The organism is Vannielia sp. ABF1_015 (assembly GCF_056160745.1).
On record NZ_JBSWXT010000002.1, the window covers coordinates 632,575 to 658,031 of the forward strand.

General features: G+C 64.3%; 18 protein-coding genes and 1 pseudogene. 5 read left to right on the forward strand and 14 right to left on the reverse strand.

The window, feature by feature from the left end:
• Positions 1-13: 13 nt before the first annotated feature.
• From ACXAG6_RS15550 to ACXAG6_RS15560, 3 genes are read left to right on the forward strand one after another with little or no spacing between them, the layout of a single operon-like run.
• Positions 14-799, forward strand: a complete 786-nt coding sequence (locus ACXAG6_RS15550; RefSeq protein WP_475338692.1) for a TatD family hydrolase — start codon at positions 14-16, stop codon at positions 797-799.
• Complete coding sequence (locus ACXAG6_RS15555; RefSeq protein ID WP_475338693.1) at positions 796-1,590, forward strand: MBL fold metallo-hydrolase; 795 nt, start codon at positions 796-798, stop codon at positions 1,588-1,590. Before ACXAG6_RS15550 ends, ACXAG6_RS15555 begins: the two co-directional genes overlap by 4 nt.
• Positions 1,587-2,516: an AEC family transporter gene (locus tag ACXAG6_RS15560; protein WP_475338695.1), complete on the forward strand. Its 930-nt coding sequence runs from the start codon at positions 1,587-1,589 to the stop codon at positions 2,514-2,516. Before ACXAG6_RS15555 ends, ACXAG6_RS15560 begins: the two co-directional genes overlap by 4 nt.
• Positions 2,517-2,531: 15 nt before the next feature.
• Here the strand turns inward: ACXAG6_RS15560 and ACXAG6_RS15565 are convergent, their stop codons facing one another.
• The 7 genes and pseudogenes from ACXAG6_RS15565 to ACXAG6_RS15595 all read right to left on the reverse strand — a co-directional run bounded on the left by ACXAG6_RS15565 (position 2,532) and on the right by ACXAG6_RS15595 (position 10,986).
• The gene (locus tag ACXAG6_RS15565; RefSeq protein WP_475338696.1) at positions 2,532-4,454 is read right to left on the reverse strand and encodes a TonB-dependent receptor domain-containing protein; all 1,923 of its coding nucleotides are present in this window, start codon (positions 4,452-4,454) and stop codon (positions 2,532-2,534) included.
• 154 nt (positions 4,455-4,608) lie between these two features.
• Entirely contained in the window at positions 4,609-5,664 is a 1,056-nt protein-coding gene (locus ACXAG6_RS15570; RefSeq protein WP_475338697.1) for an MBL fold metallo-hydrolase, read from the reverse strand.
• 134 nt (positions 5,665-5,798) lie between these two features.
• Positions 5,799-6,635: pseudogene (locus ACXAG6_RS15575) on the reverse strand (ABC transporter permease); the annotation flags it as partial.
• A 20-nt stretch (positions 6,636-6,655) separates the two neighbouring features.
• Positions 6,656-8,299: an ABC transporter permease gene (locus ACXAG6_RS15580; protein ID WP_475338698.1), complete on the reverse strand. Its 1,644-nt coding sequence runs from the start codon at positions 8,297-8,299 to the stop codon at positions 6,656-6,658.
• The gene (locus tag ACXAG6_RS15585) at positions 8,292-8,594 is read right to left on the reverse strand and encodes a DUF1330 domain-containing protein (protein WP_140014799.1); all 303 of its coding nucleotides are present in this window, start codon (positions 8,592-8,594) and stop codon (positions 8,292-8,294) included. Before ACXAG6_RS15585 ends, ACXAG6_RS15580 begins: the two co-directional genes overlap by 8 nt.
• 90 nt (positions 8,595-8,684) lie before the next feature.
• Positions 8,685-9,800, reverse strand: coding sequence for an extracellular solute-binding protein (locus ACXAG6_RS15590; RefSeq protein ID WP_475338700.1), 1,116 nt, complete (start codon positions 9,798-9,800; stop codon positions 8,685-8,687).
• 82 nt (positions 9,801-9,882) lie between these two features.
• Entirely contained in the window at positions 9,883-10,986 is a 1,104-nt protein-coding gene (locus ACXAG6_RS15595) for an ABC transporter ATP-binding protein (protein ID WP_475338701.1), read from the reverse strand.
• A gap of 319 nt (positions 10,987-11,305) precedes the next feature.
• On the opposite strand from ACXAG6_RS15595, the gene ACXAG6_RS15600 reads away from it, so the two are divergent.
• A complete protein-coding gene (locus tag ACXAG6_RS15600; protein ID WP_475338702.1) occupies positions 11,306-11,713 on the forward strand; it encodes a RidA family protein in 408 nt (135 codons plus the stop codon).
• Positions 11,714-11,785: 72 nt separating this feature from the next.
• A complete protein-coding gene (locus tag ACXAG6_RS15605; RefSeq protein WP_475338704.1) occupies positions 11,786-13,000 on the forward strand; it encodes a threonine ammonia-lyase in 1,215 nt (404 codons plus the stop codon).
• A gap of 9 nt (positions 13,001-13,009) precedes the next feature.
• Here ACXAG6_RS15605 and aroQ read toward each other — a convergent pair whose 3' ends face one another.
• The 7 genes from aroQ to tssK all read right to left on the reverse strand — a co-directional run bounded on the left by aroQ (position 13,010) and on the right by tssK (position 25,303).
• Positions 13,010-13,447: a type II 3-dehydroquinate dehydratase gene (gene aroQ, locus ACXAG6_RS15610; RefSeq protein ID WP_475338705.1), complete on the reverse strand. Its 438-nt coding sequence runs from the start codon at positions 13,445-13,447 to the stop codon at positions 13,010-13,012.
• Between the two features lie 134 nt (positions 13,448-13,581).
• Positions 13,582-16,041 (reverse strand): serine/threonine-protein kinase, encoded by a 2,460-nt coding sequence (locus ACXAG6_RS15615; protein WP_475338706.1) that lies wholly within the window; start codon positions 16,039-16,041, stop codon positions 13,582-13,584.
• Between the two features lie 5 nt (positions 16,042-16,046).
• A complete protein-coding gene (locus tag ACXAG6_RS15620; RefSeq protein ID WP_140014806.1) occupies positions 16,047-16,826 on the reverse strand; it encodes a PP2C family protein-serine/threonine phosphatase in 780 nt (259 codons plus the stop codon).
• A 74-nt stretch (positions 16,827-16,900) separates the two neighbouring features.
• Positions 16,901-18,595 (reverse strand): type VI secretion system-associated protein TagF, encoded by a 1,695-nt coding sequence (gene tagF / locus ACXAG6_RS15625; protein ID WP_475338708.1) that lies wholly within the window; start codon positions 18,593-18,595, stop codon positions 16,901-16,903.
• Between the two features lie 21 nt (positions 18,596-18,616).
• A complete protein-coding gene (gene tssM / locus ACXAG6_RS15630) occupies positions 18,617-22,213 on the reverse strand; it encodes a type VI secretion system membrane subunit TssM (protein WP_475338709.1) in 3,597 nt (1,198 codons plus the stop codon).
• Between the two features lie 58 nt (positions 22,214-22,271).
• Positions 22,272-23,966, reverse strand: coding sequence for a type IVB secretion system protein IcmH/DotU (gene icmH, locus ACXAG6_RS15635; RefSeq protein ID WP_475338710.1), 1,695 nt, complete (start codon positions 23,964-23,966; stop codon positions 22,272-22,274).
• Positions 23,966-25,303: a type VI secretion system baseplate subunit TssK gene (gene tssK, locus ACXAG6_RS15640; protein WP_475338712.1), complete on the reverse strand. Its 1,338-nt coding sequence runs from the start codon at positions 25,301-25,303 to the stop codon at positions 23,966-23,968. The genes icmH and tssK overlap by 1 nt, the downstream gene beginning before the upstream one ends.
• Between the last annotated feature and the right edge of the window lie 154 nt (positions 25,304-25,457).

Consider the following 25,457-nt stretch of genomic DNA (forward strand, 5'->3'; position numbering starts at 1 on the left):
CGACGGAGCCCCAATGCCCCCTGAAATTACCGACAGTCACTGCCACCTCGATTTTGCCGACTTTGACGGCGAACTGCCCGAGATCATTGCCCGCGCAAAGGCCGCCGGTGTGGGCCGGATGGTGACGATTTGCACCAAGCGGGCCGGGCTGGCGAATGTTCAGGCGATCTCGGAACGCTATCCGGACGTTTTCCACGCCTTTGGCATCCACCCGATGAGCGTGGCCGAGGAGCCGCTGATCACGGTGGACGAATTGAAGGCCGCCGCCGCCCACCCGAAGTGCGTTGGCGTTGGCGAGACCGGGCTGGACTATCACTACACCGCCGAGAGCGCCGAGGCACAGCAAGCCTCGCTGCGCCTGCATATCGAGGCCGCCCGCGACACTGGTCTGCCGCTTATCATCCACGCCCGCGCCGCGGATGAAGACATGGCCGCCATCCTGCGGGAGGGCTATGAGGATGGCCCCTATTCCTGCGTGATGCATTGCTTCTCCAGCTCTGCCGAACTGGCGAAGGCCGCGCTGGACCTTGGCTTTTATCTCTCGATGTCCGGCATCGCCGCCTTCCCCAAGAGCCAGGAGCTGCGCGACATCTTCGCCGCCGCCCCGCTGGAGCGGATTCTGGTGGAAACCGACAGCCCTTATCTTGCGCCCCCGCCCCATCGCGGCAAGCGCAACGAACCGGCCTACACCGCGCATACGGCAAAGGTTGGGGCCGAGGTCTTTGGCCTCAGCTACGAAGACTTTGCCGCCGCCACCCAAGCCAATTTCGCCCGCCTCTTCACCAAGGCCGTGGCATGAGTTACCGCTTCACCATCCTTGGCTGCGGCTCCTCGGGCGGCGTGCCGCGCTTGCCCGACAATTGGGGGGATTGCGACCCGACCAACCCGAAGAACGCCCGCCGCCGCTGCTCCATGCTGGTGGAGCGTGAGGGGCCGGAGGGCACCACCCGGGTGCTGATCGACACCTCCCCCGACCTGCGCAGCCAGCTTCTGGATGCAAAGGTCGGAAGCCTTGACGGGGTGGCCTTCACCCATCCCCATGCCGATCACACCCACGGGCTCGATGATTTGCGCATGGTGGTTTTCAACATGCGCCAGCGGGTCAAAGTTTGGGCCGACGGGCCCACCACCAATGATCTGATCTCCCGGTTCGGCTACGCCTTCACCCAGCCCGAGGGGTCGGACTATCCGCCGATCCTCGATCTGCACCATATCGACGGCCCCTTCACCGTGGAGGGCTCGGGCGGGGCGATTACGCTGACGCCTTTCGAGGTGGAGCATGGCCGGATCGACGCGCTTGGCTTTCGCATCGGCGGGCTGGCCTATCTGCCGGATGTGTCCGCCATTCCCGAGGCCGCCTGGCCTGCGCTGGAGGGGCTGGAAATTTGGGTGCTCGACGCGCTGCGCCGCACGCCGCACCCCAGCCACGTGCACCTTGAGCGGGCGCTGGAGTGGATCGAGCGTGCCGCCCCCAAACGCGCGGTGCTGACCAACATGCATATCGACATGGACTACGCGAGCGTGGAGGCCGAAACCCCGGCCCATGTGACACCTGCCTATGACGGCATGGCCCTGAGCCTGCCAGAATGAGCGCCCTCACCTCTGTTATCCTGCCCGTCTTTCTGGTTATCGGCTTTGGCTACCTCGCGGTCTGGAAGTTGAACTTCCGGCCCGAGGCGACCGACATGCTGATGGGCTTTGCGCAGAATTTCTCGATCCCCCTGCTGCTCTTCGCGGCCATGACCCGCCTGGATCTTGCCGTGGGCTTTCAGCCAGCGTTGCTTTTCTCCTTCTATGCCGGGGCTTTCGTAAGCTTTGCCGCCGGGATCGCGGGCGCAAGGCTGATCTTCAAGCGCGATTGGGAGGATGCGGTGGTGATCGGCTTTGCCTGCCTCTTCTCCAACTCGCTGCTGCTCGGCCTGCCGATCACCGAACGCGCTTATGGCACCGAGGCGCTGACCGGCAACTACGCCATCATCGCCCTGCACGCGCCAGTGCTGCTGACCAGCGGGATCGTGGTGATGGAGCTCGCCCGCGCCCGCGGCACGCCGCTTTCGGCCCTGCCCGCCCGGGTGGCGCGTAACGTGTTTCGCAACGGGTTCATCATTGGCATCCTCGCGGGCCTCGCCGTCAACCTCACCGGCCTGCCGGTGCCCGGCGTCATCATGGATGCCGCCGACCTCATCGCCCGCGCCGGACTGCCCGCTGCGCTCTTCGCGCTCGGCGGGGTGCTTTACCGCTACCGGCCGGAGGGCGACATTCGCGTGGCGCTGATGGTCTGCCTGCTGGCCCTCGGGCTGCACCCGGCGATCACGTGGAGCCTTGCCCACCTCACCGGGGTCGACACGCCGGGCCTGCGCTCTGCCACCATCACCGCGGCCATGGCACCGGGGGTGAACGCCTATATCTTTGCCAACATGTACGACCGCGCCAAGCGCGTGGCCGCCACGGCCGTGCTGATCGCGACGGCGATGACGATGTTGACCGCATGGGGCTGGCTCACGCTGCTCCCCTGAGCCAACCCGCGAGGCTCAGAACTCGGTGGTCAGCGCCATCCAGAACGCACGGCCGTTTTGCGTGCTGTCCTGCTCGTCATTGTTGATGTCTTCATTGGTGGCGTTGTAGATCGCGGTTTTCAGCACCACGTTGTCGGCAATCCGCCAATTGGCCCCGATGTCGAGCGTGGTGTATGCGTCATACTCGTTGATCACATTGCCCCGGCTGGAGCTGCTTACCGAAACGCTTTCGCCAAAGTGATTGGCGGCTGCCCAGAGGTTGAGATCAGTGTTGGGGGCCTGCCAATCCACCCGCAGGCTGGCCTGATGCTCGGGCGTGCGCGACAGCGGCTGGCCCGCCAGATCGCCGGTGAGCCGCTCGGACTCTGTCCAGGTGTAGCTGCCGGAGAGTTTGAGATCGGGCGTCAGCATGTGGCTGCCCGCAAGCTCCACGCCCTGCACCCGTGCCTTACCGACGTTGTAATACTCGTAAAGCTCGTAGCTGGTGCCATCCACGTCGATGGTGGTGCCGGTGTCGCGGGTGTCGATCTGGTTTTCGAAGTCGGTGTAGAAGGCCGTGGCGGTGAAGCTCGTGGCCGTGTTTTCAAACCGCAGGCCCAGCTCGTAGCTCAGGCTCTCTTCGGGCATCAGGTCGGGGTTGCCGGGGATCACCGCAGCGCCCCGATTGGTGGTGCTGTAGTAGTCTTCCACGAACTGGCGCAGCTCGGGCGTGCGATAGCCCGCCGAAATGCCGCCCGACAGGTAGAGGTTGGGCGTGAGCTCGTAGAGCGCATAGACGCGCGGGGTGAGCTTGCCGCCAAAGCGCTCGTCATCGGTGAAACGCGCGCCCAGCGTCAGCTCGAACCTGTCGCTGAGCTTCCAGATATCCTCGGCATAGAGCGCCGACTGACGGTTGGTGAAGCTATAGTCGAGCCCGTCGCCAAGGCCGGGGTTCTGGTCGCTCAGTGCGTTCTCGGCCACCTGCGCGCCGAAGGTAAAGCGATGCTCGCCGCGCCAATCGAAACTGCGCGAGGCTTTGGCTTCGAGGATGGTGTTGGTCACTTCCGGCGCACGATCAGAGCCGGTGGTGGTGCGCTGCGCCACCTCTTCGGAGAGGCTGGCCGTCACATCCCAAGCGCCGAGCTCGCCCTCATAGCTCAGCGAGGTGCTGCGGCGGGTGTTCATGCGCGGATCGGTCCAGATATCGGTTTTGCCGAATTGCAGCGCCAGCTCGTGGCCCACCGCCGGGGTCCATGTAAGCTTGGCGGTCAGATCATCCAACTCACGATCGCTGCGGCCACCATCGCGGCCGGATTCGCCGCGCACCAGCCGGCGGCCCCAAAGCTGAAGGCCGAGCTTGTCCGCCACAAGCGGCCCGCTGAGGTAGAATGAAAGCTGCTGCTCCGAGCTGTCTTCAGATTGCTGCGGCTTCAACGCCTCAACCGTGAGCGAGCCTGCCCATGTTTCGGCAACAGGCTTGGTGATGATGTTGATCACACCGCCCATCGCATCGGAGCCGTAGAGCGACGACATCGGGCCACGCACGATTTCGATGCGTTCAATGGCCGAGGCGGGCGGCATGTAATATTGATCCACACCGCCCGAAGCATTGGTGCGGGACTGGCGGGTATCCTGCCGCTTCCCGTCCACGAGGATCAGCGTGTATTCCGAGGGCAGCCCGCGCAGAAAGATGTTTTGCCCATCCGAGGCCCCGGCGGAGGATACCCCCGGCACCCCGCGCAGCGCATCGGTGAGGTCGGTCACGGTGCCCTGCTCCAGCTGCTCGCCGGTGATGATGGTCACGCTGGCGGGGGCCGTCAGCGTATCGGTCTGCACCCCGGCGGCGGTGACGGTGATGGTATCGAGGTCATAGACCTCCTGCGCCGTGGCGGCGGCAGGGGCGAGCGTAGCAGCGGTAAGGAGGAGAGACGCCCGGAGAGGCAGATGGAAAGCAGACATGGTGGAGCCTTAGGTCAGTGTCGATGTGCGACGCTGGGTGCTGCCGACAGAGCGGCCATGCCTTGCGATTGGGTTAGTGCTTATGTGCAGGTGGCCGAACAACGGAAGGCGCAACGCGGCAATTGGCGCGCCCTGTGCCCGCGCCGCAACAGCGCTACTCTGGCGGGGCCTCGGTGAAGCGCGCGGCCTGAGCAAGTGCACATTGTTCGAGCACGGTGAAAAGCCCCTGCCCTTCCACCCCGCGCACGAACGGGTGCGGCGCATTGGGCGCGCGGGTTGCCAGCTTTTCCAGCAGTTCGGCAGACCCATCGCGCCGCGCGTGGCCGGAGATGAACACATCCACCCCTTCCGCCGCCGCGATCTCACGCATCTTTGCCGCCGAGCGGGCGTAGGAAAGGAAGGTTTGCACATCGGGGCCAAAGTTGAACCCGGTGCCCCCCCAGAGCACGGCCTTGTGGGTGTCATCCCCGTCCTGCAGCGTGAGCATTGGCGAGAGGGTGCCCGGCGTGTGGCCCGGCGTCATGTGCAGCGTCATTTCAGTTTCGCCCGCCACCAGCACCTGACCATCTTTCACCGTGATGCCCTCCGTCGGGGCCGGACCGAAGCGCGGGTGCTCGCCCAAGGTCGCCGCGAGGGCCCAGTCTGGCGCGGTCATCGAGATCGGCACGCCAAGCTGCTCGGCCACATAGTCGGCACCGCCGTAATGGTCGCCATGGGCATGGCTGACAACAATGTGGCGGATCGCGGCTGGGTCGAGGCCGAGCTGTTGCATCCCGTAGAGGATATACTCCTGCGCCTCCTCGTCAGAGTTCAGCCCGTCAATCAGGATGTAGCCCTCTGGCGTGCCATAGAGCCACGCCATGACGGAGGAGGTGCCAAGCACATAGAGGTTGTCGAACACTTGCATCGGCCCCAGCGGCTGCGCGCCGCGCCCGCCACCACCGCCACCGCCACCGCCGCGCCGGGCCGTTGCCCCCCCTTGGCCAGCCTCGCGCCGCCCCTCGCCTGCGGCACGGGGCTTGCGCTCACGCGGCAGGTTGACGTTGCGCATGCGGGAATCCAGCGCGCAGAGGCTGGCATATCCGGGCCATGCGACCGCCGCCTGCAGACCGGCCAGCGCGTGTGCCTTGGGGCTTTTTAGCTCCTGCGCCGTGGCCGGGGTGCAAAGGGCCAGTGCGGCAAAGGCGGAGCATAGAAAACGGCAAGCCATGGGGCGGGCATCCTTACTTTGGGAAGAACCGGCCGCTGGCTGTGCCCCTGTGGGGCGGGCTTGCGGAAGTGTCGGGCGCTGGGTAGCGGCAGCGCCAATCCCCGTCAAGCGGGGAGCGGCGCTGCCACCGGGGATCAGCCCGGCGACATGCCCCTGAGCCGTTCGCTGCGCCGCCGCAGCATCTCGACCGCAGCGAGCAGGAAGATCGAGATCACCACCAGCAGCGTCGCCACCGCAAGAATGGTGGGAGATATCTGCTCGCGCAGACCGATGAACATCTGCCACGGCAGCGTCTTCTGGCCCGCCGAGCCGACGAAGAGCACCACCACGACTTCGTCGAAGGAGGTGATGAAGGCAAAGAGCGCGCCCGAGATCACGCCGGGCAGGATCAGCGGCATCTGCACCTTGAAGAAGGTGCGCACCGGGTCTGCGCCCATCGAGGCGGAGGCGCGGGTGAGCGAGCGGTCAAAGCCCACCAGCGTGGCCGTCACGGTGATGATGACGAAAGGAATGCCAAGCGCCGCATGGGCCAGCACCACACCGAAGTAGCTGCCCTGAAGCCCCACGCGGGAGTAGAAAAAGTACATCCCCGCCGCCGAGATAATCAGCGGCACGATCATCGGCGAAATCAGGATCGCCATGATCGCCCGGCGGAAAGGCACATGCTCGGAGCTCAGGCCAATCGCTGCCAGCGTGCCGAAGCTCACCGAGAGGAGCGTGGCAACCGGCGCAATGCTCACCGAGTTCCGCAGGGCCTGTTGCCAGTCGGAGTTGGTGAAGAAGTCGCGGTAGTGCTTGAGCGAATAGCCCTCCGGATCGAAGCTCAGCATCTCTGGCGTGAAGGTAAAGAAATCCTCCGCGTTGAAGCTGAGCGGGATGATCACCATGATCGGTGCGATCAGGAAGAAGAAGATCAGCCCGCAGATGACCCGGAAGCCGTAATACCAGATCCGCTGGCCCGTCGTCGCATATGTCGGAATTGCCATGGTCTTTATCCCAGCTTCACGTTGTCGATGCCCACGATCTTGTCATAGGCCCAATAGAGCAGCAGCACCGCTGCCAGCAGGATGGTGCCGAGCGCCGCGGCGAGGCCCCAGTTGAGCGATGTCGAGATGTGGTAGGCGATCCGGTTGGAGATGAAGACACCCTTGGTGCCACCAACCAGTTCGGGCGTGATGTAGTAGCCGATGGCGAGGATGAACACGAGGATCGAGCCCGCGCCGATGCCCGGCACCGATTGCGGAAAGTAGACCCGCCAGAAGGCCACCCAATTGGTTGCGCCAAGCGATTTGGCCGCGCGCAGGTAGGTTGGCGGGATCGTCTGCATCACCGAATACATCGGCAAGATCATGAACGGCAGCAGGATATGCGTCATTGCGATGATCGTGCCGGTGACGTTGTTGATCATGATCAGTCGGTTGTCATCCGCGATGATATGCGCCCAGACGAGGATATCGTTGATCACCCCCTGCTGTTGCAGCAGCACCTTCCATGCCGAGGTGCGCACCAGCAGCGAGGTCCAGAACGGCAGGAGCACGAGGATCATCAGCAGGTTGGAGGTGCGCATCGGCAGGTTGGCCAGCAGCCATGCCACCGGATAGCCCAGCAGGATGCAGGAGCAGGTGATGGCGAGCGACATCAGGATCGTGCGCCAGAACAGCTTGATGTAGATCCGCTGGTTCTCGTCCTGCGCCTCGACCCCGGCGGGAGTGAGTTGCAGATCGACCGAATTGAGGAAATAGCCCGAGGTGAACTCGCCCGAATAGGCCTTGATGGTGCCCCAAATGTCGAGGTCTTCCCAGTCTTCGTCGATATCAACAAAGCCTTCGCGCCAGCCGATGCTTTCAAAGCCGGGGGCGGCCTCTGCGGCCGCGGCCAGCAGTGCGGCATCGGGGCCTTCATAGGCGTCAAGCTGGGCCGGGCCGGTGAGGTCGAGCCAGAGCATGGCGTAGACATAGGCCCAAGGGTCTTCATCGGCCGGGTCGTCGCCGTCTTCATTTTGGGTGAAGGTCGCAAACTCGCTGTAGGCGCGGGCGGTGTTGGGGAGGGCCCCCGCAATGCCATCGCGCAGCTCAAAGGCAGTTGCCGTGCGGTCGTCGGCACCCAGCCAGCTTTCCGAGCCCATCAGCCGGGCCCATGTTTCAGGCTCTTCCCAGGCTTCATCGAGGTCTTCGAACTGGTCCTGATAGAGCTCGCCAATGTCTTCCACGCCCCGGCCCGTCTTGCGGAAGAGCGAAGAGATGCCGGTGGTTTCGTAGTTCAGGCGCGAGCCCAACCGGGTGTGGGTTTTGTATTCGACGGCAACCGAGAGGTCGCGGTAAAGCGCCAGAAAGGCCTCGTCATTGGGGATCTCGCCGCTGGAATAATCCCAGTCGCCCAGCGCATCGACGGTGTCCGGCAGGGTGCGGGCGACGATGTCGTTTTCCACCGAACGAAACAGCATGTCGGCGATTGGGGCGATGAAGGTGATGAGGATGAAGAGCAGCAGCGGCGCGATCAGCGCCAGCGCGCGCATCTTCTGGCGGCGCAGGGCACGGCCAAGGCTGCGCTTGAGCGGCGTGCCATCGGCGGCCACAAGGCGGCCTGCAGAATCGGTTTGTTCGTGAACTTCGGGGGAGGTGGCGGCCTCAGACATCCGTATGGCCTTCCACAACAATGATGGTGCTTTCGGCGGTGGCCTTCCGGATCAATGATATCTCTTGATAGGCCGGGTCTTCATAGGCGGCCTTGGCGGCCTCGAAACTGTCGAACTCGAAGACCACGTGGCGCATCCCTTCGGGCACATCGCCCTCGGGCGCCTCGGACTTGCCACCCCGGACAAGGAAGCGCGCGCCATGGGCTTTGAGGATGGGTGTGTCGCCGGTGACGTAGGCCTTGTAGCCTTCCGGGTCGTTCACGACGATATGGCCGATGATGTAGCCCTTGGGCATGGTCTTCCCCCTGGTGTTCTTGGTGGGGCGGCCCCGGCAAGGGGCCACCCGATCTTGTAGGGTGGGCAATCTGCCCACCGTGCCAATGGCTTACTGCGCGAGCCAGGCCTGGAACTTGGCGTCCAGGTCGTCGCGGTAATCAGCCCACCACTCGTAGTTGTAGAGGAAGGTGTTGGTGGCGTTGTTCGGATCGGTCGGCATGTGCGGACCCATCTCGATGCCAAGCTCGGCATGCTTGCCGACCAGCGGAGCCGAAGAGGCACGCGCCGGACCGTAGGAGATGTACTTGGCCTGATCGGCAAGGCGCTGGGTGTCGGTGGCGAACTTCACGAAGTCCTTCACGCGGGCCAGACGATCCTCGGGCAGACCGGCAGGAATGATCCAGCCGTCAAGGTCAAACACCTGAGCGTCCCAGAGCATGGCGACCGGCTGGTCCTGCTCTTCGATCACCGAGAACAGGCGACCGTTGTAGGTGGAGCCCATCACCACTTCGCCATCGGCGAGCAGCTGCGGCGTGTCGGCACCGGCGGACCACCAGATCACGTCGTCCTTGATGGTGTCGAGCTTGGCAAACGCCTGCGCCTGACCCTCTTCGGTTTCCAGCACGTCGTAGACGTCTTCCTTGGCGACGCCGTCACAGATCAGCGCCCACTCCATGTTGTTGATCGGGCGCTTTTCCAGGCTCCGCTTGCCGGGGTAGGCCTCTGTGTCGAACACGGCGCACACGTCAGTCGGCGGGGTGTCACCCACCATGTCGGTGCGGTAGCCGAAGGTGGTGGAATACACGATCTGCGGGATAAAGCAGTCGGACACCAGCAGATCACCGAAGTCATCGGAGGCCGAGGTGCCATCGGGGGCTTCGGCAAGCAGCTCGTCGGCGTCGATCTCCATGGCGAGGCCTTCGTCGCACAGGCGGATGGCGTCAGAGGCCACCACATCGACGAGATCCCAGGTCACGTTGCCGGCTTCGTTCATGGCGCGCAGCTTGGCCACGGCTTCGGCGGAGCTTTCGTCCCAGGTCGAGGTGACGCCTTCGTTGTTGGCCAGGTAGGGCTCGACATAGGCTTTCTGCTGCGAGGCTTGGTAGGCACCGCCCCAGCTCACCAGCGTCATGCTGTCGGCCATGTCGCCATGCGCCTCAGCAAAGGCGAGTCCGGCCGACATGGTCAGCGCGGTCGTCGCCAGAATGGTTTTCTTCATAGTCATGCGATTGCACTCCTTGTTGTAATGCCCGTGTTATATCACCGCTCGCCGCGCCCCGGGCAGGCCGGCAAGCTGTGCGGCACGCTCAAGCGTCGAGCGCGCGGCAATCCTCGGGGAGCCAGCCGATCTTGACAGTCTGGCCCTTCTGCATCCGTGCCACATCGGGCGCGTTGCGGGTTTTCACGATGAAGTTCTCGTTGCCGGCAACCTTGAGACGCGTGCGGAAGATGTCACCCATGTAGATGAACTCCAGCACCTCGGCGCTGAGCGTATGGGCGTCGTCCTGCAGGCGCTCGGGGTTGGTTTCCACCCGCTCGGGGCGGATCGAAACGCGGGTGCGATCGCCCACCTTGCTGACGTTCACCGCCTTGGCCTCGATCATGGTTTCGGCGCCATCGAGCTTGATCGTGGCGATATCGCCGTTCAGCTCTTTCACCACGCCTTCCAGCGTGTTGTTTTCACCGATGAACTGCGCAACAAAGCTGTTTTGCGGGGCCTCATAGAGCTCATCAGGCGGGGCCAGCTGCTGGATGCGGCCATCGTCAAACACCGCCACCCGGTCAGACATGGTGAGCGCCTCGGTCTGGTCGTGCGTCACGTAAACGGTGGTGATGCCCAGCTCATGCGCCAGCCGGGTGATCTCGAACTGCATATGCTCGCGCAACTGCTTGTCGAGTGCGCCCAGCGGCTCGTCCATCAGCACCAGCTCCGGCTCAAACACCAGTGCGCGTGCCAGCGCGATCCGCTGTTGCTGACCGCCCGAAAGCTGCGCCGGGCGACGCCCGCCGAACTCGCCCATCTGCACCATGTCCAGAGCGCGCTTCACCTTCTTCTCACGCTCCGACGCACCAATCTTGCGCACCTCCAGCGGGAAGGCGAGGTTTTCGGCCACGGTCATATGCGGAAACAGCGCGTAGTTCTGAAACACCATCCCGATGCCGCGTTTATGCGGCGGGATGTTGTTGATCGGCTTGCCGTCGAGCTTGATTTCCCCGTGCGTTGCAGTCTCGAAGCCCGCGAGCATCATCAGGCAGGTCGTCTTGCCTGAGCCCGATGGTCCGAGCATCGTCAGAAACTCGCCCTTCGGCATCGAGAGGTTAAGATCTTTCACGACAAGCGTTTCGCCGTCGTAGCTTTTCTGGACGCGTTCGAACTCCACGAAAGCGTCGGTGGCGGCCTGATCTAGCAAGGCAGCTCCTGTTGTTGTTCATTCTCGGCTGCCTCCCCAGGCAGCCGCTCCCTGTGCCCCGACTAAAACAAGCCCGGCTCTGCATTACAATGGGCAACCGCGACAAATTTCAGCAAATAAACGTGCTGTTGTCATGGGTCGGCGGTCTGCACAACAGAGGCGCAGGGCCGCGCCGAACTGCACCAATCTTGCGCGGTGGCGAGATGGCTCTTTGCGGAGGGCTCCTGACAATACCCTGTCAGGAGTGCCCTGCCCCGCCTCTGTTCCGCCACGTCAATCCACCATAGCGAGAGCCTGTACCTTTCAAGGAGAAAGACCGATGAGCGCAACGATCACCCGCCACAACCCCGCCGCCATGCCTGACAGCACCGCACTTGGCTATGCCCAGATCTCGGTGGTCGAGCCGGGGCGCATGGCTTTTGTCTCCGGCCAGGTCGCCGCCCTGCCCGGCGGTGCCGCGGTGCCTGAGGGGCTGAAGGCGCAAACCGAGGCCGCCGTGGCCAATTGCGCCGCTGCGCTGGACGCGCTGGGGGCCGAACCGGCGGATATAGCCATGATGCGCATCTATGTGGTCGGCCTCAATGATGCGGCCATGGGGGAGTGCTTTCCCACCGTGCTGGGCTTTCTCAACGGTGTGACCCCCTCGATAACCGGCATTGGCGTGGCCGCGCTTGCCGGGGCCGATCTGCTGATCGAGATCGAGATGGTGGTGCGCGTGCCCGGCTGACGCGGCGGCCCGCACGTTGACAATCGGTGTCTGCGCGGCGAAGCCTCGCGGACACCAAAGGACGCTGCCGCCATGACGCTGACCGCCGACCTCATCCGCACCACCCGCGATGCCATCGCCGCCGATACCGTGCGCACCCCGCTGGTGCGCGCGGCCCGGCTTTCCATGCAGCTTGGCTTCGACCTCTACCTGAAGCTGGAGAACCTTCAGCACACCAATGCCTTCAAGGCGCGGGGCGCACTGGCCAAGCTGCTGACGCTTTCGGAAACGGAGCGCGCGGCGGGTGTAATCGCCTGTTCGGCGGGCAATCACGCACAGGGCGTTGCCTATCACGCCACCCGGCTGGGCATCCCTTCGGTCATCGTCATGCCCGAGGGCACCCCCTTCAACAAGGTGAAGCGGACCGGCGACTTTGGCGCCGAGGTGGTGCTGCACGGCACGAGCTTTGACGAGAGCGTGCAGTTTACCCTCGATCTGGCCGCCTCCCGTGGCCTCACCTTCATACACCCTTTCGACGATCCGGTGGTGGCGGCGGGGCAAGGCACCGTGGCGCTGGAGATGCTGGAGCAGAACCCCGCGCTCGACGTGATCGTGGTGCCCATCGGCGGAGGCGGGTTGATTGCGGGCATGGCCACGGCGGCGCGGGCGATAAAGCCTGAAATCGAGATTGTCGGCGCACAGGCCGAGCCCTTCAACGCGGTGAAAGCTGCCATCGACGGCACCGCGCCGCACACGCTGGGCTCCACCCTCGCCGAGGGCATTGCCGTGCGCGCGCCCTCCCCGGCAAATATCGAAATCATCCGCACCAATGTCGACCGGATCGAACTGGCCACCGAGGCCGAGATCGAAGACGCGGTGTTTGACCTGCTGAGCCACGAAAAGCTGGTGGCCGAGGGGGCCGCCGGGGCTGGCCTTGCCGTGCTGAAGGCCCATGCCGGCGATTATGCGGGCAAGCAGGTGGGCCTCGTTCTCTGCGGTGGCAATATCGACAGCCGCCTGCTCTCCACCCTCATCCTGCGCGGCCTCGTGCGCGATGGGCGCATCACACGGCTGATCTTCAAACTCGATGACCGCCCGGGCCAGCTTGCTGACATCGCCCGCATTATTGGCGATGCGGGGGCCAACGTGGTGGAGGTGATCCACCAGCGGATGATGCAGAGCGTCGCGCTCAAACAGGCCGAGCTTGAAGTGGTGATCGAGGCCCGCGATGCGACCCATGTGGAAGAGATCACCGGGGCGCTGCGAGACGCGGGGTTTGCCCTGCGCGTCGGCTCCGAGGCGCTTTAGGCTCAGGCGTCAGCCCTTGCCCGTCATCCGCAAGATGCGCTGCACGGCCAACTCATAGCCCTGCGTGCCGCAGCCCACGATAATGCCATCGGCGCGCGCCGAGATGTAACTGTGATGCCGAAACGCCTCGCGCTGGTGAACGTTGGAGATATGCACCTCCATCACCGGGCCCTCAAAAGTGTTGAGCGCATCGAGGAGTGCCACCGAGGTGTGGGTATAGGCCCCGGCGTTCAGCACAATCCCAAGCCCGTCTTCGCGCGCCTCGTGGATCAGATCCACCAGCCCGCCCTCGTGGTTGGACTGCGCGTCGCGGATCGGCACATCGCCCGCCACCTTCACACATGACGCCACCACATCGGCGAGGGTCTCATGGCCGTAGATCTCGGGCTGCCGCTTGCCCAGCAGGTTCAGGTTGGGCCCGTTCAGAATGTAGATGCGCTTCGCCATATGTCCCTCGTCAGTCCTGCGCCCTTCTCCCCGGCCCCGCCGCCAAGATCAACCCCAAGGACGGCGCGGGGCGGCACAGGCCAGACGCCCGGCAAAGGATGGAATGCGCCGCAGGCGCTCAATTTGACAGCCGCTCACTCGGCGTTGTCATCGAAGCGGAAGTAGCCCAGCGCGGCGGAGGCGGCGTTTTCCTCTTCCGGCCCGCGCTGGCGGATCTCGGCTTGGATGATCGGCATCAGGCTGTTGGTGGGCGTGCCCGCCTGGGTATCGGCGCTGCCGATCTTGCTGTTGCTCGCAATCGCCAGCATCAGGTAGGGCACGATCTCGCGGTCATCCGCGCCTTGGGGCCGCAGCGCCAGCGCGAAGGTTGCGGTGCCATCGTCCTGCGGCTTCAGGCGCGAGGTGAGGTTGTAGGCCCCGCCCCGGCTGTCGACGAGGAAGAGGGTGATCGAGCGCCCTTCGATCAGGTCGATGGTGCCACGGATCGGATCGCCCGCCTTCAGCACGTCGCGGTCCAGCTTGAGCGCCGGGGCGCGGGCCTCCGAGCGGGTGAGGTTCTTGACGAAGGTCACCACGGCGCATTGGCTGTCATCCACGAGGCGGACGCCGATCTTGGGTTCGGTGCCAAACTCGTCGCGGAATTCGGTCAGCAGTTCCCAGAACGGGTCAACCGAAGTGGCATAGCCTTCGATCTCGAAATCGGTTGGCACGGCAGAGCGGATACCGACATGCACGCAGCGCGGCGTAGAGTAGTCGCGCACCCATGCAATCATCCGGCCAATGGTGCCAAAGTCGATCTCGCCGTTGTTCTTTTCCTGCTGCTCTTCCTCGGCGATCACCGTGCCCTCTTTCGGGTCGAGCGTATCGTCGATGGCCGCAATCCCACCGCCGTTGAGAGACGGCGTTTCAGGGGGTGTGTCGGGGTCCGGCGTGTCAGGGTCCGGGGTGTCAGGATCGGGCGTATCAGGATCGGGCGTATCTGGGTTCGCGTTGGGATCAGGCGTATCCGGCTCCGTATTCGGATCGGGCGTGTTCGGATCCGGGGTATCAGGATCGGGGTCGGGCGTGTCCGGATCGGTGTTGGGGGTCGGGGTATTAGGGTCTGTACCCGTGTCGTTCACGGCCACGTCTTCATCACAATCGTCGATCGGGTTGCCGTTTTCGTCAAACCGCACGGTGGTGCCGCAGCCAGCGGTGGTGCCTGCGCCATTGTCGGTCGTCGTGCCACCACCGCCCGTGGTGGTGCCGTCATCCGGCTTTAGCCCGGGGATCAGCCCGGCAAAATAGGCCCCCGTGCCGCCACCGCCAACAAGAACCACGGCCAGCAGGGCCGCGATCAGCCCGCCCTTGCCCTTTTTCGCGGGCTGCGGCGGCGGAACCGTCTGATCGGGTGGCAGCGTGGAGCCTACGCCGGTCTGCTGGGGCGGAACTGGCCCCGGAAACGGGCTGTCGGTGCCCGCGCCAGCGCCCGCATCCTGAGGCGGCATGCTTTGCGGCGGCATGCTTTGCTGCGGCGGGGTGGTGAAGGCATAGGCCGGCGGCTGCGAGATAACCGTGGCCTCGCCGCTCGGCGGCAAGGAGTGCTGCGGCGGAATGCTCTGCGGCGGCTGCGATCCGTACTGCGGCGGCACCGATTGTTGCGGCGGCAGCGAAGGGTCCGGCCCCGGCATGGCGGGAGGCGTAACGGCGCCCGCCCCAACCGCGCCGGGATTGTCGAGAAATTCCAGCACCTTCGCCATGCTTTCTGGCCGGTTGGCCGGGTCGGGCGAAAGCATCATCTCCAGCAGCGGGCGCAGCTCGTCATGCACGCCCGAAAGGTCTGGCACATCCATCCGGCGCTCAACAGCCTCGGCGGGGCTGTCGCCCATGTCGATCGGCTCGCCACGGCACGCGGCTGCGGCCACCAGCGCGAGGCTGTAAATGTCGGAGGTGCCCTCGATCACGCCTTTGAAACGGCCAAGCTGCTCGGGGCTGACATAGCCGTATTTACCGGCGAACTGCCCACCCAGCAGGGTACCGCCCCCAAAATTGGCCGATTTGGCGATGCCGAAGTCGATAATCTTGGTGTGGCTGATCATCCCGTCTTGGATGACCACGTTGTCGGGCGAAAGGTCACGGTGAACCACGCCGAGGTCATGCGCCTTTTGCAGGCCCGAAGCGACCCGGCGCATCATCGTCTTCACGTCCTCGACGGGCATCGAGCCCTCTTCGGCATAGTAATCCGCCAGCGACCGCCCCTCGACGAATTCCATCACGAGGCAGGCACGCTGAATGCCCGGATCGACGGTGAAGAGCATGTAACGCACGATGGCGTCATGGTGGAGGCGGCCCAGAACGGTGGCCTCCTTCTGGAACAGGCTCAGGATCTTTTCGTCATGCGCCAGCGCGGCGAGCACGATCTTGATCGCGACCGGCTCTTCGGTGTGGATGTTGAAGCCGCGATAGACCTCGCCCATGCCACCCGTGGCAATGTGCTCGGTGATCTCGAAGGTGCCCATGATCTGCGTGCCAATGGCCACGCCGGTCGGGGCAGCCGTGCTGATGACAGTCTTCTGGCTGTCGGGCTTCGAGTTTTCCTGCTCGTCGCTGGCCATTCGGCTCAGATCCCCTCTTGCGGCAGATCGAAGATCGCCGTCATGGGCGTTACCTCGGTCTTGTCGAACGCACGCACCACAACAACGGTGGTATTGTCGGACGCACCCCGTTGCAAGGTCAGGTCGAGAAGCATGTCGCAGGCTTTTTGCGGTTGATGCTTCCGTGCAATTTCAAGGATTTCGTGGTCTTCCACATGGGCGGTGAGCCCGTCGGAACACAGGATGAACGTGTCGCGGTTGCGCAGCGTGCCGTATTTGTGGTCGAGGTGCACATCCGGATGCACGCCGATGGCACGGGTGATGACATTCTTGCGCGGCCAGTTCTCGGCCTCCTCGGGGGTGATCGCCCCCCGGTCGAGCAACTCGTTGGCCTCGGTGTGATCGCGGCTGAGTTGGGTCAACTGGCCATCGCGGATCAGGTACACCCGGCTGTCACCCGACCAGACGCAGGCAAAATGCTGATCGAACACCAGAAGTGACACCACGGTTGAGCCGATGGTCGCCCCCTGGCTCAGCGCGTGCTGCTGAATCTGGCCATTGGCGCGGGTGATCCGCTCAACGAAACGGGCCTGCAGATCGGGGGCAGAGGTGGCGCGGCCCACCGAGGCGAGGTGCTGAACGATCACACCCGAGGCATAATCGCCGCCGTGGTGCCCGCCCATTCCATCGGCCACAACCCACATCCCCCCATCGGGATAGGTATAGAGGTTATCCTCGTTATGGTCGCGGGCGTAGCCGGTATGGCTGATCTCCCCGGTCTCGAACCTGAACTGCTTTGCATTCATAGCATCAATGCCCCGGCCCTGGGGCCCTTGAGTGTGGTCGCGTTTGCCGAGTTTCTGTTACGGGGGGTCAAGGGTCAATCCTTCCCGCGCCCGCGAAGGGAGAAGAACCCCCTCAGACCGGATTTCTTCTGGCCCAGCCCTTCGCCATCGTGGGTTGCATCGCCCGGCGCGCCAAACGGGCTGTCTTCGCCCACCCCGGCGGGTGCGGGCTCGTCTTCATCGGCATCGGCAAGGCCGTTTTCGCCGGGGAGGCCTTCCTCCGCCTCTACAGACTTTTCATCCTCGCCCCCATCCGCAGGCTCGGGCGTGGTGTCCTCATCGTCGCTGGCTTCGTCCGCGGCGTCCGGAGCCTCATCGGGCAGATCTCCGGGGATCTCAAAGTCATCCTCGCCAGACACCATCGACACATCGACCACATGGCCAATCGCTTCGGGCTCTGGCGCATCGTCTTCCGCCGCGGCGGCCTCTGCCGCTTCGGGTTCCGGCGTTTCGGCGCCCGGCTCGTCGTCGGGGTCACCCAGCCAAGGGATCACCTCTTCCTCCGGCTCCTCGCCTGCCTCGTCGGCAGCATCGGCGCTGTCTTCCGCAGGCACGCCCTCGTCCAGCCAAGGCACAACCTCCGCCTCGGCCTCTGCCCCACCTTCATCCGCTGCCACGTCATCCGTTTCGCTCAGGCTGGCGTAAACATCCTCGACCGCTTCACTGTCGCCAATGCCATAGGGTTCAGGGCCGGCGTCAAAGAGGTCTTCTTCGGTTTTCTCCTCTGGCTCAGGCTCCGGTTCGGGCTCCGGCTCTGGCTCGGCAGGCCCGGCATCGGGGAAGTCCCACTCTTCTTCGGGCGCATCAAAGGGGCTCTCGGCCTCGTCGCCGGTGTTCGCCTCGGTCCATGCATCGTCCACCGCATCGGTGGGCGCGGCCCATGCCAGTTCTTCGCGGGAGGTTTCGGCCCCCCATGCAGCGGCGGCCTCAGCCTCTTCGGCATCCCCGATCAGATCGCGGGGCGGCACGGTTGTTTCGCGGGCGCGGGTTTCGCCGGCCCCTGCCCCGGCGGAGGCGGTCGCGGCCGCGGTGGCAGCCGGGCGCGCTGCGGCGGCAGGCTGCTGCACCCGGGCGGGCGGGCCAAAGCCGCGCAGCATGGCCATAAAGCCCGCCGCATCGGGCATGCCATCCAGCGCGATCATGCCGGGGCCGACATAGTCGTTGCCCGCCGTCCACCAATAGCTACGCTCAAAGGCAGCAAGCTGGTGATCGTGGTCGCGCACATCGGCCAGCATCTGCCCCAGCCCGTGCTCACCATAGGCGAAGAAGGCATTGCGCCGGTCCTCGCCCAGCGCACAAGGCGCGGCGTTGGGCTCGGGCAGCGCAGCAAGGAAGCCATCGACATCGCCATCAAAATGCGCCGCCTTGGCCGAGAGCAGCGCCCGCTCCAGCATCCCGTACCAATCCTCCATCGGGTCCGAGAGCGGCGGCACCGGATGCGCCGGGCCCATCCCCGACAGCACCAGTGTCAGCGGAAACTGCCGCCCCACCTTATCGACAGAGGCCATCAGCGCCCCCGCCATCGCATGGCCATACACGCCCGGTCCGATCCAGAAGCGCCACACCGGGCTGGCCTCGTAAACCGGCCCCCACTCCCCCGCCAGATGGTGCTTGGCCCCGGCCATGGATTTTTCCAGCCAGCCTTCCCAGAATGACAACACCTCGGGCGGCATCGCCCGGGTGATGAAGTCGCCCTTGGCGGGCAGTTTTCCGAAGAGGCCGAGGGGCATGGTGGGGTCAACGGCCTCCTGTCAGAGCCCGGTCGGGCATTTGAACTCGGTGAGTTCGTTCATGAAGAAGGGGTTTTCGGCGGTGGCGAGGGTGATCTTGTAGGCAATGTGGCGCCCGTCGATGGTGTAGCGCACGGCGATCACATTGCCCGAAACCTTGGGCCGCCCGGCATTGAGGAACTTCACGAAAGCCCAGCTTCCGCCCTCGCTCATGTTCGACTTGCGCCCGCGCATATCCGGCGTGAACACCAGCTCCACATTGGCCCCGGCCATGCTGCCGGGCCATGTCACATTGGCAGGCGTGTTGCCCTTGGGACGGGTCAGAATGACCTGACCGTTGATGGTCAGCTGCGCCGTTTCCACCGCGCCGTGCAGCGAAGTGGGCGAAACTTCCATGTCGATCTGCGGAATGCCCCCGCCCGTGGGGAAGAAGGCATCGCGGATCTCTGCCGCCCGCTCAAACTGCTTGAGCGTCGAGGTCGAAAGCTTGCCAGCCAGCGGGCCGGTATCTTTCCACGTCCAGTTGCCGCCGCTCGTATCGGCAAACTGGCTGAGGTTTTCGAGGAAGAAACGGTCGATCACCCCCTGCGGCGCGAAGAGGCGGGCAAAGTCGACAAGGCCAACCTCGCGCGCGCTGTTCTTGGCAAACGGGAACTTGCTGTCGATCGCGGCCTGACACACCTGCGTCACCTGCTGGTTCAGCAATTCGTTGAGCCGAGCGACCGAGGTATTGGCGGCATCGCCCTCAAAATCGTCCACCGCCTCCTGAATCATCCGCTCCATCGGCTTGGGCAAACGCGAGCTGGCCTGCTTCAGCGCGCCCAGCTTGGCGGGCAGTTCGCGGTCGGCCACCTCGGGGAAATCCACGGCGGTGATCAGCGTGCGCTGCATATCGCCCAATGTCTGGATCAAGAAGTCGATCCGGCGCTGCGGCGGGTCACCGATCAGCAGGTCATGCCAATCGGCGTAATAGGCCTCGATCTCGGCCCCCGGCAGGCGGGTCTGGCCGCCGCCGCCACCGGAGGAGGACGCCCGATCCTGACTTTTGCGGAAGGCCACGTCGAGGCCGATCCGGGCAAGGCCGGACTGACGGTTGATGAAGATCTGCGCCGCGCGCTTGCCAAACTCGCCGCCCGCTTCGGCGGCCCTCCCGGCTGCGGCGTCCGGGTCCATCCCGGCGGGCGGCTCATCGGCGCCCTTGTTGTATTCCGCCGTCAGCGAGGTCTCTTCCATGATCTCGGTGGTCAGCAGCAAAATCGGCGAGGTGCGCGGGGCGGAGGCTGCCGCCAGCGCCTGATAGGAGGGCCTGTCGGCGCTCATCGGGCGCAGCTTGACGAGGCCAAGCACCCTGTCCCACTCCTCGATCCAGTCGTTGGTGTAGCGTTTCAGCAGGATCGGGCCGAGGCCGGCGATCTGGTCTTCGATCTGGGCGTCGGCGGCGTATTCCCCCATCACCCATTGGTCGGCCAGCAGGTTTTCGGCAATCTGGCTGAGCTGGGGCAGGAAGAACTCGTGGAAGCCCGCATAGGTGTAGAGCGGCGAAATCACCAGATCATCCAGCGCCCGCCCATCGACGCTTTCAAACACGAGGTCAGCGTCGCGCCCGCCCCGGCCAGCGATGGTGAACGGCTCGATCCCGGCAAACTCGGCGGTGGCGAGGATGAGGCTGTAGGCCTGATCTTCCACGTTCATCCGCGCCAGCAACCGCTCGCCCTGATCAATCAGCGCCCCATTCAGCTCAAAGCTCGGCTGCTGCGCGGCGTCCAGCTCCAGCATGGCCACCAGATGGCTTTCCAGAGCGGCGCGGGTCTCGGGGTTGGTGCCCGCATAGGTGTTGCGCCGCCAGTCGTCGCGGAAGAAGCCGATGACCAACTCATCATCGCTCTGCGGCGCGAGGTTGCCCAGCAGTTTGTACACTTTCAGCGTCTTGTAGACGGCCAGCACCTCACCGGTGCGAATGAAGTTTTCGAGCTGTTGCTCAAGCTGCAGGATCAGCCGCGAGCGGAACATCCGCTCCAGCGCCTGCCGGTAGGTGACGGTGGCCGCGGAGCGGACCGAACCGCGCTGGCTGAGGCCGAACTTCTCGCTGAGCGGCGCTTCGGTTTCTGTGTCGGCATAGCCCATCGGCATGTTGCGCAGCATTTCGAGGTGCGGCAGCACGGTGAGCAGGTCGATATCCTCGACCTTCCCAGAGCTAATCTCGTCGCGGGCCTGAAGCTCGTAATTGGAAATCGCCGCCTCTGCGGTGTCGATCAGCTGGCGGTTCTGATAAAAACTCAAGCCCCAGAGCCCGAGCATTCCCATGGTGGCCAGCACGATGAGAGTGATCGTCGAGTAGCGCCAGATCGCGGCGCGGCGCACGGCGCGCTTGTCGGTGCTCACCCATCCGGCTTCGGCAAAGATCACCTTTTTCAGCAGGTCATGCAGGAAGAAGCTCTTCGCCTTGCCAGACATCTGGCCCTGCGCCATGCCGCCAAAGTTGCGCTGCATCGCGCCCAGCACCTGGTCGATCGGGGTGCCTTCCTGGGTGCCGGAGGTAAAGTAGAAGCCGCGCAGGTTGGCCGCCACCTTGTAACGCGTGTGCCCGAAGACCCCGCGCATGAAATCGCCCAGACGGTCGCGCAGCATGGCGACCTGCCCGGGGAAGGAGAAGATGGCAATGCGGTTGATCCCGTCTGGCTCTTCCTGCAGCCGGTCCGTCACCTCTTCGGAGAGCCGATTGACCAGCGCATCATACTCCTCGTCGAAGCGCTCGACGGTCTGTTCCTTCTTGCTCTCGGTCTGGAAGGTATGGCCCCAAACCTTCTGGCGGCGGCTCTGCGAGAAGGAGTTGAAGAACTCCATGAAGCCGCTGATCAGATCGGCCTTAGTGAACATCACGTAGACCGGGAAATCCACCCGCAGCTCATCGTTGATCTCATTGAGGCGGGCGCGGATGATTTCGGCATGAGCCTCGATCTCTGCCGGGCTCGCCGTCATCAGCTCTTGCAGGGAGATCGCCAGCATCACGCCGTTGATCGGCTGATTGGCGCGATATGTCTTGAGCAGCTTGAGGAAGCTGGCCCAGCTTTTCTGATCAGCCTCGGCATCGCTGTCCTGCGTGGTGTAGCGGCCTGCGGTGTCGATCAGCACCGCCTCCTCGGAGAACCACCAGTCGCAATAGCGCGTGCCCCCTACCCCGGCCACGGCCCCCTCGCCCTTTTCGGCGAGCGGAAACTTCACGCCGGAGTTCAGCAGCGCCGTTGTTTTGCCCGAGCCGGGCGGGCCGATGATGATGTACCACGGCAGATCGTAGAGAAAGCTCTTGGAGCCGCTGGACTTTTTCAGCACCTCCATCGCCTCGCCCATCTTCTCGCCCAGCACCTCACCATCGCCGGTCACTTCCTGCTCGGTCAGCGCGTCTTCCAGCGCCTTGGCAGCCCGACGGCGGCGGATGAACTTGATGAGATAGACGGTGCCCACCGTGAGCCAGACCACGGCGATCATCAGGATGCGGACCCAGACCGGCTCAAACGGCGTGGCCTCGCCAAAGCCCACCAGTGGCAGCGCAAACCAAACCACCGCGAACCACAGCAGCAAGGACAGCACGACCAGAATTCCGATGATCCAGCGTTTCATCTCGATACCCTTCCGCCCTTCGGGCGCATCTTTTTCAACCGGCGTCCCTCGCCGTTACTCAGATCTGCTGCTCCAGCGTCTCTTCGCGCTGAATCATGATCTCCACCCGCCGGTTCTGGGCCTTGCCCTCCGACGTATCGTTGGAAGCAATCGGCTCGTCCTCGCCGCGCCCGTCCACCTCCACCCGTTCAGGGTTGGACAGCAGCGGCGTGATGACCCCGGCCACGCTCTTGGCGCGGGCCACGGAGAGCTCGAAGTTGTTCTTGTACTTGCCCCGACCCGAGAGCTTGTCGCTGTCGGTATGGCCGATAAAGCGGATCGGGCCCGGCTCCTGCTCCAGCACCTGCGCAATGTCCTCGCCCAGCGGCACGAATTCCTCTTTCACGTCGGCCTTGCCACTGTCGAAGAGGATGGAGTTGTCGAGCTTGATAACGATGAAGTCACCCTTCACCGCAACGTCGATGGCACCGTTGCCCGCAAAGGCCTCCTTCAACCGGTCAAGCTGGCCGGTTTCGGGCGGCGGGGGCGGAAGCGGCGGCGGGGCGATGGGGCCGGAGGTGCGGCGCACGAGTTCGATCATCTCCTGCGGGTGCAGGTTGCGCATGTTATCGGTCAGCTCGTAACCCTCGGAGGTGAGCATGTAGCGCATCCCGAAATAGCCACCCGCCAGCACTGCCGAGGCGAGGATGGCATAGGCCCAGACCGGCACCTTGGTAAAGCTGCGCCGTGCAGCCATTTCGACGCCCTTCCAGCGGGGCGAAATATCATCATCCCCGCGCGACTTCACCCGGCGCAATGCCTCGTAGATGCCGCGCTTGATCTGACCAAGCTTCACATCTCCGCCCTGCGTGGCGCGATATTGGCCCTCGAAGCCGAGCTGCATGCAGATCAGCATCAACTCCAGCAGGTGGTACTTGTGAATCGGGTTCTGCAGCGCCTTGTCGACCTCCTGAAAGAAGCCAACACCCGCCGTCCGCTTGTTGAAAAACCGCGCCGACATTGAATATTGCAGCCAAACGCCCCGGTCGGTGCCGGGCAGGTTTTGCACGATGTCGTCAGCGGTGCCGCAGATGCAATACTTGGCAATCAGCGCATCGGTCTGGTCAACGCCGGCCTCCAGCATCCGCTCTTCGGAGGCTTCGATCTCTTCGGTGACGTGCTGCATGAGCGGCACGGCGTGCATGTCCACAACCTGGCTGCGGAGCCGTCCGAACAACACAAGCAGCGATGCGCAAGAGGCCACGATGGGGTTGGCATCGGCCGACATGCCGGAGGTTTTGGCCGAGAGCGCCGCATCGAGGCTGATCTTCTTGACCGGCGCACGCTGCACCGGCTCTTCCTTCCGCATCTCCGGAAAGAAACCTTCTTGCTTGGTCTGCGCCCCCAGCCACTGGCCGGAATTGTTGTGATCCTGCGGGCCGCCGAAGCCGCCCCCCTGCCCGGGGGGAGGGCCAAAGCCCTGGCTCGGGGTCTGTTGCGGGGGTTGGCTTGTGCCCGGGCCGCCACCGCCGCCCCAAACATCACCGCCGCCCTGATCTTGGCCGCCAAACCCGCTGTCCTGCCCGCTGAAGCCACCGCCCTGCCCCGGCGGGGGCGGGCTGGCGGGCGGCGGGCTGCCCCATCCGCCCTGTGCGGGCATGGAGCCACCGATCACGGTTTTCTGAGAGCCGGGGCCGGTCGTCTTCTGGCCGCCGAACGCGCCGCCCGGCATGGGGCGGATCACGGTCTTTCCGGCGTCCTTCTCGTCGCTCATCAACTATTCTCCTGGATGCCCCAGATCTCCAGCTTGAGATCGGGCCAGTCGCCCGCGAAGTGCAGGCCGATCGCCGGGGCCGTCGAGAATTCGCGCCACATCGGGTTGTTCTTGTCGATCTTGAAGTAGACGTGGCTCGTGACCGCCCTGATCTGACGCGGCGGCATGGGCATATGCACCAGCTCAAGACCCGGCAGGTTGTTATTCACGATAGCATTCATCTGGGTGTTAGGTCCAACTTTGCAGAGCGCGGGGAACTGCTGCTGGATCTGGGTGAGCGGCTTGTCGGCGGCCACTTCCAGCACGAAGGCAGCATCGCGGAACAGGTTGCGGTCCACCACCTTGGCCATGAAGCTGCCCGAACCGGGGCGCAGCTCTTCGACGTTGAGGCGCACCGCGCGGCCCACATCACGGCTCAGCAATCGCTGGATGTCGCGCACGATGGGCTCGAAAATCTCTTCGAGATTGTCCTGGTCGTAGGGCGGGTATTCTATGGCAAGGCGCTTCTCGTCAAACGTCCAGAGCTCACCCACCAGCCGCAGAAACAGCTGATACAGCTCTTCGGGGTGGATGTATTTGGAGTTGCGATAGTGCCGTAGCAGGCCGATCTCACGGTTGAGCACGAGCAGCATGAAGTAGTCGGTCGCCTGAAGCCCGCCGCCCGAGGAGGGGTCGGCGGCATAGCGTGCGAGGCTTTCCAGCTTGGTCTCGACCCAGCCAACCACGCGCTCGATCCAGCCGGCCACAACCGGATGGGCATGGATGGTGAGCACCGGCGGCGCGAACTTTTCATCAAAGATCACCGTCTTGTCGCGCACTTCGACCACGCGGGCGAGCCGCAGGCAATTGTAGCCCGGCTTCTCGGTCTTACGCACATCGAACTCCACCCGCGGGTGGGCCACTTCGATATCTTGCTCCAGCCGCATGGCGGCAGTTGAATCGGCCACGGTCTCTGCCGAGAGGCGGTAGCGGGCCGAGCGCGAGGCTTCATCCTCGGTGCCCACTTCGCGCCCGTTCACTTGCACCATCGGCAGGGTCAGCCAAACGCTCTGGCCCTCGCTCCCCTCGGGGATGTCGATGGGCGGAGGCAACTGGCTGGTGCCGGGCATATCGAAGGGCGTGCCATCGGGGAAGATGCCGGTGGCCGAGCGCAGGCCGAATTTCATCTGTTGGGCGACATCCCGATCAATCTCGATCTGGGAAAACCCCCATGGGTATGGGGAGGCCAACCGCGTGCGGGCCTCGAGCAATTTCTCGAAGTATCTGTCGCTCTGTTGAAAATGATGAGGCTGGAGAAACAGCCCCTCTTTCCACGCGACTTTAGAAAACCAGGACATTCAGGGGCTCGCAGCGCATTCCAATGGTCGTTTCGCAATATACTGGCAGGATCAGTCCTATCCTGAAAGGCACAAATAACTGACAGGGCCGGTAAAAGGTCCGGCACATGCTCGGGCACCTTGCCAGAAACAGACGGGGTGCCGCAAGGGCACC

Coding starts and splice junctions, on each gene's coding strand:
- ACXAG6_RS15550 (WP_475338692.1), top strand. CDS start 14: ATGCCCCCTGAAATTACCGACAGTCACTGCCACCTCGATTTTGCCGAC.
- ACXAG6_RS15555 (WP_475338693.1), top strand. CDS start 796: ATGAGTTACCGCTTCACCATCCTTGGCTGCGGCTCCTCGGGCGGCGTG.
- ACXAG6_RS15560 (WP_475338695.1), top strand. CDS start 1,587: ATGAGCGCCCTCACCTCTGTTATCCTGCCCGTCTTTCTGGTTATCGGC.
- ACXAG6_RS15565 (WP_475338696.1), bottom strand. CDS start 4,454: ATGTCTGCTTTCCATCTGCCTCTCCGGGCGTCTCTCCTCCTTACCGCT.
- ACXAG6_RS15570 (WP_475338697.1), bottom strand. CDS start 5,664: ATGGCTTGCCGTTTTCTATGCTCCGCCTTTGCCGCACTGGCCCTTTGC.
- ACXAG6_RS15580 (WP_475338698.1), bottom strand. CDS start 8,299: ATGTCTGAGGCCGCCACCTCCCCCGAAGTTCACGAACAAACCGATTCT.
- ACXAG6_RS15585 (WP_140014799.1), bottom strand. CDS start 8,594: ATGCCCAAGGGCTACATCATCGGCCATATCGTCGTGAACGACCCGGAA.
- ACXAG6_RS15590 (WP_475338700.1), bottom strand. CDS start 9,800: ATGACTATGAAGAAAACCATTCTGGCGACGACCGCGCTGACCATGTCG.
- ACXAG6_RS15600 (WP_475338702.1), top strand. CDS start 11,306: ATGAGCGCAACGATCACCCGCCACAACCCCGCCGCCATGCCTGACAGC.
- ACXAG6_RS15605 (WP_475338704.1), top strand. CDS start 11,786: ATGACGCTGACCGCCGACCTCATCCGCACCACCCGCGATGCCATCGCC.
- aroQ (WP_475338705.1), bottom strand. CDS start 13,447: ATGGCGAAGCGCATCTACATTCTGAACGGGCCCAACCTGAACCTGCTG.
- ACXAG6_RS15615 (WP_475338706.1), bottom strand. CDS start 16,041: ATGGCCAGCGACGAGCAGGAAAACTCGAAGCCCGACAGCCAGAAGACT.
- ACXAG6_RS15620 (WP_140014806.1), bottom strand. CDS start 16,826: ATGAATGCAAAGCAGTTCAGGTTCGAGACCGGGGAGATCAGCCATACC.
- tagF (WP_475338708.1), bottom strand. CDS start 18,595: ATGCCCCTCGGCCTCTTCGGAAAACTGCCCGCCAAGGGCGACTTCATC.
- tssM (WP_475338709.1), bottom strand. CDS start 22,213: ATGAAACGCTGGATCATCGGAATTCTGGTCGTGCTGTCCTTGCTGCTG.
- icmH (WP_475338710.1), bottom strand. CDS start 23,966: ATGAGCGACGAGAAGGACGCCGGAAAGACCGTGATCCGCCCCATGCCG.
- tssK (WP_475338712.1), bottom strand. CDS start 25,303: ATGTCCTGGTTTTCTAAAGTCGCGTGGAAAGAGGGGCTGTTTCTCCAG.